12 protein-coding genes are annotated in these 14,589 nt (G+C 73.4%); 3 read left to right on the top strand and 9 right to left on the bottom strand.

Going from position 1 to position 14,589, the window contains the following annotated elements:
• Nucleotides 1–113 precede the first annotated feature (113 nt).
• Complete coding sequence (locus GBN72_RS11520; RefSeq protein ID WP_151771603.1) at nt 114–407, bottom strand: YciI family protein; 294 nt, start codon at nt 405–407, stop codon at nt 114–116.
• Between the two features lie 50 nt (nt 408–457).
• Nucleotides 458–1,840, bottom strand: coding sequence for an MFS transporter (locus GBN72_RS11515; RefSeq protein WP_151771602.1), 1,383 nt, complete (start codon nt 1,838–1,840; stop codon nt 458–460).
• A 306-nt stretch (nt 1,841–2,146) separates the two neighbouring features.
• Here GBN72_RS11515 and GBN72_RS11510 point away from each other — a divergent pair, with 306 nt between their 5' ends.
• Complete coding sequence (locus GBN72_RS11510; protein ID WP_151771601.1) at nt 2,147–3,187, top strand: NAD(P)-dependent alcohol dehydrogenase; 1,041 nt, start codon at nt 2,147–2,149, stop codon at nt 3,185–3,187.
• A gap of 83 nt (nt 3,188–3,270) precedes the next feature.
• On the opposite strand, the gene GBN72_RS11505 is transcribed toward GBN72_RS11510, so the two are convergent.
• Nucleotides 3,271–4,680 (bottom strand): glycerophosphodiester phosphodiesterase family protein, encoded by a 1,410-nt coding sequence (locus GBN72_RS11505; RefSeq protein WP_246212424.1) that lies wholly within the window; start codon nt 4,678–4,680, stop codon nt 3,271–3,273.
• 280 nt (nt 4,681–4,960) lie between these two features.
• On the opposite strand from GBN72_RS11505, the gene GBN72_RS11500 reads away from it, so the two are divergent.
• Nucleotides 4,961–5,884 carry an NAD(P)-dependent oxidoreductase gene (locus tag GBN72_RS11500; RefSeq protein ID WP_151771599.1) on the top strand — a complete coding sequence of 308 codons (924 nt, stop codon included), beginning with the start codon at nt 4,961–4,963 and terminating at the stop codon, nt 5,882–5,884.
• Nucleotides 5,885–6,034: 150 nt separating this feature from the next.
• Here the strand turns inward: GBN72_RS11500 and msrA are convergent, their stop codons facing one another.
• From msrA to ilvA, 5 genes are all read right to left on the bottom strand, one after another.
• On the bottom strand, nt 6,035–6,718 hold the full coding sequence (gene msrA / locus GBN72_RS11495) for a peptide-methionine (S)-S-oxide reductase MsrA (protein WP_151771598.1): 684 nt from the start codon (nt 6,716–6,718) through the stop codon (nt 6,035–6,037).
• A gap of 188 nt (nt 6,719–6,906) precedes the next feature.
• Entirely contained in the window at nt 6,907–8,064 is a 1,158-nt protein-coding gene (locus tag GBN72_RS34075; RefSeq protein WP_164540564.1) for a hypothetical protein, read from the bottom strand.
• Entirely contained in the window at nt 8,064–9,710 is a 1,647-nt protein-coding gene (locus tag GBN72_RS11485) for a M48 family metallopeptidase (RefSeq protein WP_151771597.1), read from the bottom strand. The genes GBN72_RS34075 and GBN72_RS11485 overlap by 1 nt, the downstream gene beginning before the upstream one ends.
• A 230-nt stretch (nt 9,711–9,940) precedes the next feature.
• Complete coding sequence (locus tag GBN72_RS11480; protein ID WP_151771596.1) at nt 9,941–11,068, bottom strand: hypothetical protein; 1,128 nt, start codon at nt 11,066–11,068, stop codon at nt 9,941–9,943.
• Between the two features lie 141 nt (nt 11,069–11,209).
• Complete coding sequence (gene ilvA / locus GBN72_RS11475; RefSeq protein WP_151771595.1) at nt 11,210–12,439, bottom strand: threonine ammonia-lyase; 1,230 nt, start codon at nt 12,437–12,439, stop codon at nt 11,210–11,212.
• A 209-nt stretch (nt 12,440–12,648) separates the two neighbouring features.
• Here ilvA and GBN72_RS11470 point away from each other — a divergent pair, with 209 nt between their 5' ends.
• A complete protein-coding gene (locus tag GBN72_RS11470; RefSeq protein ID WP_246212423.1) occupies nt 12,649–13,194 on the top strand; it encodes a MarR family winged helix-turn-helix transcriptional regulator in 546 nt (181 codons plus the stop codon).
• 128 nt (nt 13,195–13,322) lie between these two features.
• Here the strand turns inward: GBN72_RS11470 and GBN72_RS11465 are convergent, their stop codons facing one another.
• Nucleotides 13,323–14,477 carry a cystathionine gamma-synthase gene (locus GBN72_RS11465; protein WP_151771594.1) on the bottom strand — a complete coding sequence of 385 codons (1,155 nt, stop codon included), beginning with the start codon at nt 14,475–14,477 and terminating at the stop codon, nt 13,323–13,325.
• Nucleotides 14,478–14,589: the final 112 nt, after the last annotated feature.

Raw genomic sequence — 14,589 nt, 5'->3', positions numbered from 1 at the left:
CGTGTGTACCTGAGCGCGCCCGCCCCGACCGACGCGGGGCCGCGGGGCGCGGGCCTGCCCGGTCACCGCGAACACGGCGTTCGCGGTGACCGGGCAGGCGGGCGCGGGCCGGGTCAGATCTGCTCGGCGAGGCGCCCGAGCATGGGTGTCCACTCCCGCGCGGTGACGTCGGCGACCAGCCCGCGCAGCCGGAACGGATCGTCCTCGGTGTGCGCGAGCGCCTCCTCACGGGACGCGGCGCGGATCAGCAGCAGGGCGCCGGGCGGCTCGTCGGCACCGAACGGCCCGGAGCAGAGGTTGATCCCCTGATCGCCGAGCCCGCCCAGGTACTCCTTGTGGGCGGGGCGGTGCTCGTCACGTCCTGCGGTGTCGTCGGTGTAGGTGTAGGTGACCGCGAAGACCGGCATGCCGGTTCCTTTCGTACGGGGTGGGAGCGGGGCCGCGCCGGCGGGCTCGTTCAGCGGCGCGGAGCCGGCTTCCCGAGCTCGGCCAGGGGGACCTTGTGGGTCTCGCGCGCCACCAGGACGGCGAGCGCGGACACCGCGCCGCACACGGCGGCGAAGACCGCGACCGGGACCCAGGCGTCGACGCCGTCCCCCATGAGCGCGAAGCCGATGGCCGGTGCGAACCCCGCCAGGAGGAAGCCGAACTGACTGCCGGTCGCGAAACCGGAGTAGCGGACGCGGGCGGCGAAGAGTTCGGAGAAGTACGCGGGCCACAGGCCGTTCATGCCCGAGTAGGCGATGCCGTTGAGCAGCACCGCGAACACGAACACCAACAGGACGTCGCCCGTCGAGATCGCCCAGAAGTACCCGCAGACCAGGACCGAGCAGCTGACGGCCGCCGTGATCCACACGGGCCGTCGCCCGACCCGGTCGGAGAGCGCGGCCACCGCGGGCACCACCACCACCGCCACCGCGTTGGCGACCACGGACACCCACAGCATGGTCTCCCGCTCCAGCCCGACCTCCTCCGAGGTGGCGTACGCCAGGCCGAACACCATGAACACGGTCTGGAACACCGCGAAGAGCGAGGCGAACAGGACCTTGAGCACATCGGCCCACTGGGTGCGGAAGAGGACCGCCAGGGGGAGGGGCGCGAGGTCGTCCTCGGCCGCCTCCGCCTCGAAGACGGGGGTCTCGTCCAGCCGCCTGCGGACGACGTAGGCGAGCACGATCATGACGATGCTGAACCAGAACGGCACCCGCCAGCCCCATGACATCAGCTGGTCCTCCGGGAGGGCCGCCACCGGGATGAACACGAAGTTGGCCAGCACGATCCCGGCCATCGTGCCGGACATCGCGAAACTGGTGAAGAAGCCCCTGCGCCCCTCGGGGGAGTGCTCCAGCGTCAGGGTGCTGGCCCCCGCCGCCTCACCACCGGCGGAGAGCCCCTGGCCGAGGCGGGCGAGCACGAGCAGGACCGGCGCCACGATGCCCACCTGCTCGTACGTCGGCAGCAACCCGACGGCGAGACTGGAGGCGCCCATCATGAGCAGCGTGACGATCATGATCTTCTTCCGGCCGACCTTGTCGCCGAAGTGCCCGAGCACGACCCCGCCGACCGGCCGCGCGACGTAGCCGACGCCGAAGGTGGCGAGGGCCGAGACGACGCCCACGGCCGCGTTCTCCGAGGGGAAGAACAGCTCGGGGAACACCAGGGCGGCGGCCGACCCGTAGATGAAGAAGTCGTAGTACTCGAGCATGCTGCCCAGGAACGCGGCCAGCGCGGCCTTGCGGCCGCCGCTGGTACCGGCGCCGCCCCGGTTTCCTCCGGCACGGCCGGTGGACCGGGTGCCCGGCGGGTGCGCCGCACGGGACAGCGAGGTGGGTGTGGTCATGGATGCCTCCGAAACACGGCTCGCGGAGAGAGAGACCTGCAGAACGGTTCCCACGTGTGGTCGCACGAGGGTGTCCTCGGTCACACGCGCCGCGATACGACCTTTCCGCCCAATGGAAAGCATTCGGGCGGCCCAGGGCCCTGCGGAAGCCCCAGGACGCGTTGGTGACCGCGCGCGCCGGGCAGACGGGCATATAACGCCTCACCGAGGACGTTGCACAGTGCACCGGTCGTGCGGGGCGCGTCCCGCGCCCGGAACGCACACCCGAACACCCGAACACCAGAGAAAACCGGAGAACCACCCGGCATGACTTCTGTCGCCGCCTACGCCGCCCCCGCCGCCAAGGCTCCCCTGGAGCGCACCACCGTCGAGCGCCGGGAGGTCGGTGAGCACGACGTCCTGATCGACATCAAGTACGCCGGTATCTGCCACTCCGACATCCACACCGTCCGCGAGGAGTGGGGCCGGACCCACTTCCCGCTGACCCCCGGCCACGAGATAGCCGGTGTCGTCACCGAGGTCGGCGCCGGAGTGACCAGGTTCAAGGCCGGCGACCGTGTCGGCGTCGGCTGCATGGTCGACTCCTGCCGCGAGTGCGAGCAGTGCCTGGCCGGCCGGGAGCAGTACTGCCTCAAGGGCAACGTCGGCACCTACGGTGCCGTGGGCCGAGACGGCGAGATCACCCAGGGCGGCTACTCCACGCACATCGTCGTCGACGAGAACTACACCGTGCGCATCCCCGACGGCCTCTCCCTGGACGTCGCCGCCCCGCTGCTCTGCGCCGGCATCACCACGTACTCCCCGCTGAAGAAGTGGGGCGCGGGCCCCGGCAAGAAGGTCGCCGTCGTCGGCCTGGGCGGCCTCGGCCACATGGCCGTCAAGATCGCCCACGCCATGGGCGCCGAGGTGACGGTGCTGTCGCAGTCGCTGCGCAAGAAGGAGGACGGCCTCAAGCTGGGCGCCGACCACTACTTCGCGACGGCCGACCCCCGCACCTTCGAGGAGCTGGCCGGCTCCTTCGACCTGATCGTCTCCACGGTCTCCGCCAATGTCGACTTCAACGCCTACCTCGGCCTGCTGAAGGCCGGCGGCACCCTGGTCAACGTGGGCGCCCCCGAGCACCCCGTCTCGATCGGGCTCTTCTCCCTGATCGGCGGCGGGAAGAACCTGGCCGGCTCCATGATCGGCGGCATCGCGGAGACCCAGGAGATGCTGGACTTCTGCGCCGAGCACGGCCTGGGCGCGGAGATCGAGCTGATCTCCGCCGACCGCGTCAACGAGGCCTACGAGCGGGTCGTCGCCTCCGACGTCCGCTACCGCTTCGTCATCGACACGGCCACCATCTGACGGTCCGTCCGGCATGGCCGGGCGCACCGGCCGGGGCCCCGGCGTGTCGACACGCCGGGGCCCCGCCCTCTCCGCGGGCCGCGTCAGCCCTGCGACGCCTGCCAGGCCGCCAGCTCCGCCGGGCGGTTGGTGATGATCGCGTCCACGCCCAGCGACTCCAGCGTCTTCCACTGCGCCGGCTGGTCCACCGTCCACACCATGGTCGCCACCCCCGCCCGGTGCAGGTCGGCGACCACGGACGGCCGGGTGGCCAGCGCCGTGGCGCTCGGGTTGTAGGCGGTGAGGCCCAGTTCCTGGACGACCCCCACCGGGTCGGCGTCCAGCGTGGACGTCAGGTAGCCGCGCGGCAGGCCGGGCGCCAGCTCGCGCGCCCAGATCAGGTGCTGCTTGCTGAAGCTCTGCACGAAGACCCGGTCCGGGGTCAGGACCCCCGCCGCGCGGAGCGCATCGAGCATCCGGGCCACCTGGTCCTTGGACGCCGCCCGCTTGATCTCCAGCAGCAGCCTGCCGCCCCGCGCCTTGAGGTCGGCGCCCTGCGCCCGCAGGGTGGGCACGCGCTCACCGGCGTACCCGGGGGAGAACCAGGACCCGGCGTCCAGCGCGTCCAGCTGCGCGGAGGTCAGCGTGGTGAGGTCGCCTGTCCCGTCGGTGGTGCGGTCCACCGTGCTGTCGTGCATGACGTACGGGACGCCGTCCTTGCTGATCTGCCCGTCCGTCTCGATGAGGTCCGCGCCCGCCCGGCGCGCCAGCTCCTGCGCCGCCAGCGTGTTCTCCGGCGCCGCGGCCGACGCACCGCGGTGCGCCACCACCAGTGCCTCACCGGTGGCGGCCCGCAGGTACGGGTTGGCCGGGGCGAGGGCGGTGACCCTGACGTCGTCGAACGACACGGTCGCGCCGTCCACCAGCAGCGCCTGCCGGCCGTCCGCGGAGCGGCGCAGCGCGCCGGTGCCCAGCACCTTCCGCCCGTCGAGGTACCAGTCCGCCCTGCTGCCGTGGACGTCCACCCGCACCCGCACGTCCTTGCCGGTGCCGGCCGCGCCCACGGCGGCGGCGGTGTCGGTGACGTTCCAGGTGTCGGCCGGCGTGCGCTGCGCGAACTCCACGCCGTTGGAGGCGGTGGAGCCGGAGCGCAGGGTGGCTATCCACCACGGGGTGGCCCCGCTCGCCGGGACGTCGAGCCCGAGGGCGAACCAGCGGGTGGGCTCGGCCACCTTCTCGAACCGGGCGGTGGCCTCGAAGCGGAAGTCGGTGAGGGGCGCGCCGAAGGTGATCCGGGCGCGGGAGCCGCCGGTGCCGACGAGGCGGCCGTTCTCCACCTTCCAGGTGCCGCTGACCGGCTTCCAGCCGGCCGGCAGGGCGGTGCCGTCGAAGGACTGCCGGACCACGGTGCCGCCGGGGCCGGCGGAGACCGCGTGGAGCCGGGTGGGCGACACCCGCTCGGCACCGGTGGCCGAGGGCGCGGTCGCCCCCGCGGTGAGCGCTGCGCTGATCACCAGTACGGTCGTGGCTGTGAGGGGTCGGCTACGCGTTTCCCTGGTCATGCTCACGACGGTAGGGAGCGGCAGGTAACGCGCCGGTACCTCGAAGTGACGGGCGTCCGGCGGTCGAGTGGCGGGCGGACGCCGCGATTCAGGGCGCGGCCGGTCCCGGGATCCGGGCCGGGCCGGTCCCGGGATCCGGGCCCGGCCGGGCACGCGGCAGGGCTCCGGCCCGGGCACGCGGCAGGGCTCCGGCCCGGCGTGGTGGCAACGTGGGAACACCTGGGAGGCACGGATGAGGGAACCGACGGACGTACCGGCGGCGGAGGATCTGGACGCGGCGGTCGTGGTGGCCGACGACGAACTCTCGGACGGCCTGCGGCAGGCGCTCGCGGCGGCTCTCGGACGCCCGGTCCTGCCGGCCTCCGCCCCCGCCCCCGCCCCCGGAACCCCCGTGATCCGGGTCGGCGGACGCCGCCCCTCCTTCACCCCGGGGGAGCGCCTGGTCTGGTTCCACAGCGTCAGGGCCGGAGTGGACGCACTGCTGCGGGACGGCGACTGGCCCGCCGAGGTGCTGCTCACCCGCACGGTCGGGCGGATGGGCGAGCGGATGGCCCAGTACGTGCTGGGCTGGGTCCTGTCGGAGTGCCAGCGCGTCCCCGACTTCCTCGCCGCCCACGACCGAGCGCAGTGGGCGCGCCGCGACACCGAACTGGCGGCCGGTCAGCTGGCCCTCGTCTACGGGGCCGGACAGATCGGCTCCCGCGTGGCCCGGTACCTGCGCGGCGCGGGCATCCGTGTCGTGGAGGCGGGCCGCGCGACGGCGGACGAGGCCGACGCGCTGCTCCCCGAGGCCCGCTGGGTGATCGACGTCCTCCCCCTGACCCCCGCGACCCGCGACTTCTTCGGCCCCCGCCGCCTGGGCGCCCTGCGCGGCGCGACCTTCGTCAACATCGGCCGCGGAGCCACCGCCGACCTCGCGGCGCTGGAGGCCGCGCTGCACGCGGGCCACGTCCGCTCCGCCGTGCTCGACGTCCTCCCCGACGAACCGGCGGCCCCCGGTCACCTGGCCTGGCGCCTGCCCCGCACCGTCCTGACCTCCCACACCTCCGGCCCCACCATGGACGAGGACGTGGTCGCCGACCTCACGGCCTCCTGGCGGGCGGTCGCCGAGGGCGGGATTCCGGCGCTGGCGGTGCCGGTGGGACGGGGCTACTGACCCCAGCCGGTCCGGTCCGGTCCGCCGCCTGGTGACCGGAACCGCCTTCCTGCGCCTCCGGTGCCGCCCCTCCTCCGGTGGTCCCTCCTCCGGCGCCGCCCTTCCTCCGGCGCCGCTCGGCCGGGTGCGGCGGAGGAGGGGGCCGCGGTGTCAGCCCGCCGTGTCCGGCGCGGGGGCGACGCCCACCGGGCAGGACAGGCCCGTGCCGCCGATGCCGCAGTAGCCGTTGGGGTTCTTGGCGTCGGAGAGGTACTGCTGGTGGTACAGCTCGGCCGGGTGGAAGGGGTGGCCGGCGGCCGGTTCGATCTCCGTGGTGATCGCGCCGTAGCCGGCGTCGGCGAGGACCCGCTGATAGGCGGCGCGGGACGCCTCGGCGGCCTGGGCCTGCGCCGGGGTGTGGGTGAAGACCGCGGAGCGGTACTGGGTGCCGACGTCGTTGCCCTGGCGGTGTCCCTGGGTGGGGTCGTGGGCCTCCCAGAAGGTCTTCAGGAGGTCCTCGTAGGAGAGGACGTCGGGGTCGTACACGACGCGGACGGTCTCCGTGTGACCGGTGAGGCCCGAGCAGACCTCCTCGTAGGTGGGGTTCTCGGTGAAGCCGCCCTGGTAGCCGACGAGGGTGGTCCACACCCCCGGGAGCTGCCAGAACTTGCGCTCGGCGCCCCAGAAACAGCCCAGGGCGAAGTCGGCCGTCGCCATGCCCTCGGGGTGGTCCAGCAGCGGGGTGCCGAGGACGGTGTGGGCCCCGGCGGCCTGGGGCGTGAGGACCGGCGCGGCGCGGCCGGGCAGGGCCTGGTCGGCGGTGACCATCACGGGCGTCGTGCGGCCGAAGAGCATGGGGTCCTCCCGGGTCGGGTGGGGTGGGGTGGGCGGGCGGGCGGCCCGCCGTGGTGTTCGCTTCTACAACGCACGGGGCGGGCCGCGGATTCCTCCTCCCGCCCGGCCGCGGAAGCGGGGCGACGGCGGACGGCCCCGCCCCCTGGTACACGCCGGGAGGGCGGGGCCGCGCTGCGGCACCAGCCGGGTCAGGCGGTCCCGGTCCCGGTCCCCGTCTCCGCCGCCTCCAGGACGCGTCCGGCCGCGAAGTCCCGGATGGCGGTGTACCGCTCGGCGAAGCGCGGCTTGCCGGCCAGGTAGGTCCACGGGGAGGTGCCGATGTGGCCGTCGATCAGCTTGAACTGCTCGATCGCGGCCTCGTACCGGTCCTGCCAGTACAGCATGTACGCGAGCATGTGCCGCATCGGCAGCAGACGCCGGGCCTTCGGGTCGCCGGCCTCGGCAGCGGCGGCGGCGAGGTCCAGGAGCGCCGCGTCGACCGCCTTCATCAGCTCGGGGCGCTTGTAGTACTCGTCCTCGTCGAGGTCGTCGTGGGCGAACTCGAACTCGAAGTGGGCCTCCAGCAGGACCAGCGTCAGCAGCTGGCCCGGGGCGCCCTTGGCCGCGGCCTCCCGGGCGAAGGAGAGGGCCAGTTCGTGCGAGCCGCGCCACTTGGCGCACCAGTACTGGAGCGCGGACTGGTGGGCGCCGAGGTGGTGCGGGGCGCGCCGGACGGCCTGGTCCCACAGCTCGTTGAAGTCCTTGTGGGAGTAGCCGAGACCCATCGCCAGCGGCATCTCCACCACGTACGGGTTGGGATCGTCGCCGCCCAGCGCCTGGGCCCCGGCGCACGCCTCGCGGGCCTGCGCGAGCACCCGGTGGAAGCCGTCGAACTGCTCGCGGGTGGTGTTCTTGGCCTGCATGCTGCCCCGGATGTCCCAGGCCAGGTAGATCATCGAGTCGGCGTTGACCAGCGCGGCGTCCGCGTCCCCGGGGCGGGCGGCGCGCCAGGCCAGCAGCCAGGCGTCCTCCTTGGCGGCTTCGTGGCCGAGGATGCTCACCCGGCGGCCGCGCTCCTCCCAGTCCCGGCCGGCCTCGGCCAGGAACCGGGCGCCGGCCTCCCAGTCACCGCCGCGGACGGACTGCAGGACGGCCTCGGCGGCGGGGTCCGCGGCGCCGGGCCGGTCCAGGTCGAGGCGACTGGCGGGGAGCAGCCCGAGCTTCGCGGCCGCCTCCGCACCTTCGTTCTCGTCGGCGGCGGAGGGGTCGTGCTTGATGAATTCCTTGACGAAGACGCCGCCGAGCCACAGGCCGAAGCCGACCACGGGAAGGGCGAGGATCCCGAGGATCCAGAGCAGTACGGTCATCACACGCTTTCGATGTCGGTGCCGGTGCCCGTGCCGTTCCCGGCAGGCGCCGGCGGGAGGAGGGCGCGCAGCGGGGCGGTGTCGGGGAGGTCGGCGAGCGCGGCGGTGACGGCCGCGTCGAGGGCGTCGGCCGCGGTCTCCGGGTCACCGGGGAGGATCACAGTGGCCGACTCGGACCAGGAGAACTCCCAGCTCAGCAGCCCCTGGTTGCTCAGTTCGGAGATCACCCAGGTGCGCAGGATGCCTTCCAGCGGCGAGCGGACGAACTCGCGGAAGGCGCGGCCCTGCGCGGCGGACGCCTCGTCGGAGAGGGGGAGGCGGCGGGCGAGCTGCCAGAGGTGGCCCTCGTCGATCACCTGGAGCAGGGCGGGCAGGGTCGGGGCCTCCTTGGTGTAGAAGGCCAGGGCCCGGTGCAGCGGGGTGTCCAGCTCCGAGAGGCGCGCGGCCATGCCGGAGTCGAGGACGTCGGACCAGTCCGCGGCGCGGCGGAAGCCGAGGAGTTCGTCGGCCAGGACGGCCGGCTCCAGCGCGGCGGCCGCGCCGCGCGCGTCGCCGAGGATGTCCAGGGCGGCGCCGCGGCCGTCGTCGGCGCGGCCGTCGTCCGGCAGGGACTCGACGGCTCGGACGCGTTCGGCGATCGGCGGGTGCGAGTCGTAGGGGGAGCGCTCCGGCTCGGGGAGCTCGGCCCGCATCTCGGCGAGCTGGAGTTCGCGGGCGCTCAGCATGTCGCCGAACCCGCCGAAGAAGGCGCCCTGCGGCGGCATGGTGCGGGCGTCGAGACCCAGGGTGGCGTAGCACTCCAGGTAGAAGTCGTAGGCGTTGGCGAGGACCGGGATCTCGCGCAGGGCGGAGGCGGTGGCGTCCCGGCCGGCCAGGCGCGCGGCGTTGCGGTCGGCGGCGAGCTCCTGGCCTCGGCCGGTCGACAGCGAGGCGCGCAGGAAGAACTTGCCGTACCAGGTGTAGATCTTCGCCATGGCCCGGTAGGTGGCGCCGGCGCCGGTGGTGTCGATCTCCTTGGCCTTCTTGCCCTTGGCGACCCGGCGGGCGGACTTCTTCTCCTGCTCGGCGCGCTCCTGGGCGACCTTCTTGTCGGCCTTCTCGTGGAAGTGGGCGATGGTGCGCTGGATCTGCCGGCGGCCACGGGCGACGACCGGGCCGAGGCGGGTGTCGCCGCCGACGTAGTGGCCGTACTCGTGGGCGAGGACGGAGCGGAACTGGGCCTCGCTCAGGCCGGTGAGCAGCGGCAGGCCGATGCTGAGGCTGCGGCGGCCGGGAAGCAGGCCGCCGAGGCGGGGGTGCTCCATCACGGACGCGTTGACGTCGGCGGTGAGGATGATGGTGTCGGGCGCGCGCGTCCCGGCGGCCTCGGCCAGTTCGCGGACCACGGCCCACAGGCGGGGCTCGGCCTCCTCGGTGAGCGGGACGCCCGGGGGCTCCTCGAGCTTCGGCAGCCGGAGCATGAACATGCCCCGGATCACGGGGACGGCGAGCACGACGGAGACCAGCCAGACCTTGCTGGTGACGCTGCTCGGGGCGTGGACGGCGGCCCAGTCGACGGCCGCCAGGACACCGAGCAGGACAAGACTGAGCAGCTGGAATCCCGCGAGCAGGATCAGGGCACGTACGGCCCGCAGCGTGGAACTCATGGAGCTTCCCTACACATCACGGAAAGAGGGCAACGGGGGGCGACAGGGCGGAGCGACGGGAACGACGGGGCGGAGAAGGAAAGCGGAGAAGGAAAAGGGCATGACAAGGCGCGGCCCGGGGCCGTTTGTGGGGGAAGCGGATTATGACGCACCGCCGCCCCGAACCGCAAAGGTGTTCGGGGCGGCGGACTCCGGATGACCGAGGGCGGAGGCCCTGGGGTAACGCCTGGTCAGCGCAGCAGTGACGCCGGGCTGCCGCCGTTGGCCTCGAAGCCGGCCACGGCGAGGGCACGGTAGACGGCGTACTCGGCCGCCGGGTCCTGGCTCAGCGTCCACGGCAGCGCGCCCACGTGCCCGTCCACGTGGATCAGCTGGCCCATCGCCTCCGACCAGCGGGAGGAGTTGACCAGGAACCAGATCAGCAGGTGGCGCACGTGCGGCAGCACCGCGTCCTCGGCGCGGGCCTGGCCGGCGGCGTACAGCGCGCCGTGCATCGCCTTGGTGACGACCTCGCTCTCGTAGAGGTTGGCCACCAGGGTGAGGTCCTGGAGGTGCTCGAAGACCGCGAACAGCGGGAGCGCGGAGAGCAGGGAGCCCTGGGGCGCACGGGCGGCGGCCGCCTCGGCGAAGGAGTAGGCGAGCTCACGGGAGCCGTACCACTTCTCGCACCAGTAGTGCAGCGCGGCGAGGTGGGCGCCCATGTGGTGCGGGGCGCGGTCCAGCAGCTTCAGCCAGAGCTGCTCGAACTCCTCGCGGGAGTAGCCCAGACCGCGCGCCACCGACAGCTCCGTGATGTACGGGACCGGGTCGCCGGGGGCGAGGAGGGCGGCCCGGCCGCAGGCCTCCTTCGCCTCCTCCATGATGATCCGGAACTCGTCGCTGCCGGGGGTCGCGGTGCGCCACGCCTGCTGGACCAGGAACTCCGCGTGCACGGCCGCGCCGCCCGGGTCCTTGGGCTGCTCGGTCCGCCAGACGCGCAGCCACTGGCCGCCCGGGGTCCGGGTGGGGTCGCCGGCCGGCTTGCGGGCCAGCTCCAGGGAGGCCGCGCCGGCGAAGGCCTGCACCCGCTGCCAGCGCCGCTCGCCCTCCGTCTCGGTGCCGGCCAGCAGCTGGGAGGCCGCCCGGTGCTCCTCGGTGCGCTGCACCAGGTCCAGCACGTCCACCAGGTCCTGGTCCGGGCCGGGCAGCCGGACGTCCAGGTTCTCCTGGCGGAGGAAGCCGTACGCCGCCGGGTCCGCCGCGTCGGGGTCGCCGGGGCGGGCCAGCGCGATGCCGCCGGCGGCGTTCCTGCGGCGGTAGATCGACGCCACGACGAAGCCGAGGAAGGCGACGGCGAAGAGCACCCAGATGAATTCCATGCCACCAGCGAACCAGACGGGGTGGGGGTGAGGCCAACGTGGGGGCGATCTTGGCCTCCCGCCCCGGGCGAGGACCTGGTTCTGAGGGCCTGGTTCTGGAGGCCCTGGTCCGGCCGGTGTCCGGTTCGGGCCGGTGTCCGGTCAGTCCGCTGTCGTGTAGCCCGCCGCGCGCAGGGCGCGGTTCACCTCGGCGCAGTGTTCGGGGCCCTTGGTCTCGAGGTGGACCTCCACCTCGGCCTCCGCGGGGCCCAGGTGGGGAGCGGTACGGCGGTGACTGACGTCCAGGACGTTGACGTCCATCTCGGAGAGGACGGACAGCAGCGTCGCCAGGGAGCCCGGGCGGTCGTTCAGGCGCACCCGGACGGCGAAGTAGCGGCCCTGCACCGACATGCCGTGCCGCAGGACGCCCTGGAGGAGGACCGGGTCCACGTTGCCGCCGGAGAGCACCGCGACCACCGGCCCGCGGAACGCGCCGGGGTCGGCGAGGAGGGCCGCCACCGGGCTGGCCCCGGCCGGCTCGACCACCAGCTTGGCCCGCTCCAGGCAGTGCAGGAGCGCGGCCGACAGCTGGTCCTCGCCGACCGTACGCACCTCGTCGACCAGGTCGCTGACCAGCGCGAACGGCACCTGGCCGGGCTTGCCCACCTTGATGCCGTCGGCCATCGTCACCGGCCGGGGCACCGCCACCGGGTGGCCCGCCGCCAGGGAGGGCGGATAGGCGGCCGCGCCCTCCGCCTGGACGCCGACGATCCGCACGTCCGGCCGGAGCGACTTCACCGCCACCGCCACCCCGGCGGCGAGTCCTCCTCCGCCCATGCCGACCACGATCGTCCGCACCTCGGGGCACTGCTCCAGGATCTCCAGGCCGACCGTGCCCTGCCCGATGATCACGTCGGGGTGGTCGAAGGGGTGGATGAAGACGGCGCCGGTCTCCTCGGCGTACGCCGTCGCCGCGGCCATGGTCTCGTCGACCACCTGGCCGTGGAGTATGACCTCCGCGCCGTACTCCCGGGTGGCGCTGATCTTCGGCAGGGGCGCGCCCTTCGGCATGAAGACCGTCGCCCTCACGCCGAGCAGCGAGGCGGCCAGCGCGACGCCCTGCGCGTGGTTGCCCGCGCTGGCGGCGACCACACCGGCCGCCCGCTCCTCCGGCAGCAGGCCGGCGATGCGGATGTAGGCGCCCCGCAGCTTGAACGAACCGGTGCGCTGGAGGTTCTCGCATTTCAGGTGCACCGGGGCGCCCACCAGCCGGGACAGGTACCTGCTGCCCTCCATGCCGGTGACCCGCGCGATGCCGGACAGCATTTTCTGGGCGCCGCGCACGTCGTCGAGCGTGACGGGCTGCAGAGCCGCGGTCGTGCGGTGGTTCATGTGCTCAGTCTCGCAGGCGGAGCCTTTCGCCACCCGTCCTGTGGAAAACCGGCGGGCCGCCCCCCCGTGCCCGTGCCCCGTGCCCCCAGGGACCCCGCGCGGCTGGGAGCACATGTGCACACGGGTTTTCCACAGGGTCGTTACGTGCCGGTGCCAGTCCGCGTAGCCTGTCCCCCATCACCGGCCCAGATCGAAGTGAGCTTCCGGCCATGCCCACTGCACCCGACCTCTCGACGGAGTCGATGGACGTGACGACCCCCGACGACGACGGTCTTCTCGAAGCGCTCCAGTACCAGATGGCACTGTTCGCGCGCCGTGCCGAGCAGACCCGGCTCGGTGCCGTCGGACGGCTGCGCGACTCCATGGACCGTGCGGCGTACCTGCTTCTCAACCGGCTCGAACAGGAAGGCCCGATGGGCGTCAAGGCGCTGGCCGCCGGGATGGGCATCGACTCCTCCACGGTGACCCGCCAGGTCGCCCCGCTGGTCGAGGCCGGGCTGGTCCGGCGGACCTCGCACCCCGAGGACGGCCGTGCGGTGGTGCTCGATCTGTCGGCCCGCGGCCGGGGCCGGCTGGAGGAGGTCCGGGAGTCGCGCCGCCAGCTGATGGCGGAGCTGACCGACGACTGGACGGAGGAGGAACGCCACGTGTTCTGCGCGCTGCTGACGCGGATGAACGACGCGTTCTCCGACCGGATGATGCAGTCGGGCGGCCGTTCCTCCGCCGAGTCCTCCGACGTGCCGTCGGACTCCTGACGGCCCGGCCGGGGGAGGGACGCCCGGGCGGGCGCGCCGCCCGGCGCACCACCGGCGCACCGCCCGGAGTGCCGCCCGGCGCGACGCCCGGAGGGCCGGCCCGCGGTGAGGCCGGCCCCACGAGGTGACTAGCCGAGGGCCTGGCGCAGGTCCTCGACGAGGTCGTCGGCGTTCTCGATGCCCACGGAGAGGCGCACCAGGTCCGCCGGGACCTCCAGCGCGGAACCCGCCGCGGAGGCGTGGGTCATGCGGCCCGGGTGCTCGATCAGGGACTCGACGCCGCCCAGCGACTCGCCCAGCGTGAAGACCTTGGCACGGTCGCAGACCGCCACCGCCGCCTCCTCGCCGCCCGCCACCTGGAACGACACCATGCCGCCGAACGCCCTCATCTGCTTGGCGGCGACCTCGTGCCCGGGGTGCTCCGGCAGACCCGGGTAGAGCACCTTCGTCACCTTGGGGTGACGGCTGAGCATGTCGACGACCTTCGCGGCGTTCTCCGAGTGACGGTCCATCCGCACCGCCAGCGTCTTGGTGCCGCGCAGCACCAGCCAGGAGTCGAACGGGCCGGCCACCGCGCCCATGGCGTTCTGGTGGTAGGCGAGCTCCTCGCCGAGCGCCTGGTCCGCGGTGATCAGGGCGCCGCCGACCACGTCGGAGTGGCCGCCCATGTACTTGGTGAGCGAGTGCACCACCACGTCCGCGCCGAGCGCCAGCGGCTGCTGGAGGTACGGCGTGGCGAAGGTGTTGTCGACGACCAGGCGGGCCCCGCCGTCGTGCGCGATCTGCGCGGCGGCGGCGATGTCGGTGATGCCGAGGAGCGGGTTGGAGGGGGTCTCCACCCAGACCGCCTTGGTCTTAGGGGTCATCGCTGCGCGCAGGGCGTCCGGGTCGCCGCTGTCCGCGACGGACCACTCCACGCCCCAGCGGGAGACGACCTTGGCGAAGAGACGGAACGTGCCGCCGTAGGCGTCGTTGGGGATGACCACGTGGTCGCCCGGCGCGAGCAGGGTGCGCAGCAGGCAGTCCTCGGCGGCGAGGCCGGAGGCGAAGGCGAGACCCCGGCGGCCGCCCTCCAGGGCGGCGAGGTTCTCCTCCAGGGCGGTGCGCGTGGGGTTGGCGCTGCGGCTGTACTCGTAGCCGCCGCGCAGACCGCCGACGCCGTCCTGCTTGTACGTGGAGACCTGGTAGATGGGCGGGACCACGGCACCGGTCAGGGGATCGGCGGTGTTGCCCGCGTGGATCGCCAGCGTCTCGAAGTGCTCGCTGAAGTGCTTGTCACTCATGCGAACCGAGCGTAACGGGTCTTCGCAGGACACCACGCCGCGGTGACGCCCGTACCGTCCCGTGCCGCCCCGACGGGCGGGATCGGCCGGGGAAACCTAGGCTCGGAACCGG

Origin of the sequence: Streptomyces abyssomicinicus (genome assembly GCF_008974245.1) — a bacterium.
Classification (GTDB): Bacteria; Actinomycetota; Actinomycetes; order Streptomycetales; family Streptomycetaceae; genus Streptomyces; species Streptomyces abyssomicinicus.
The sequence above is the reverse complement of the archived record's forward strand: the minus strand, read 5'-3'. Positions and strand labels throughout refer to the sequence as shown.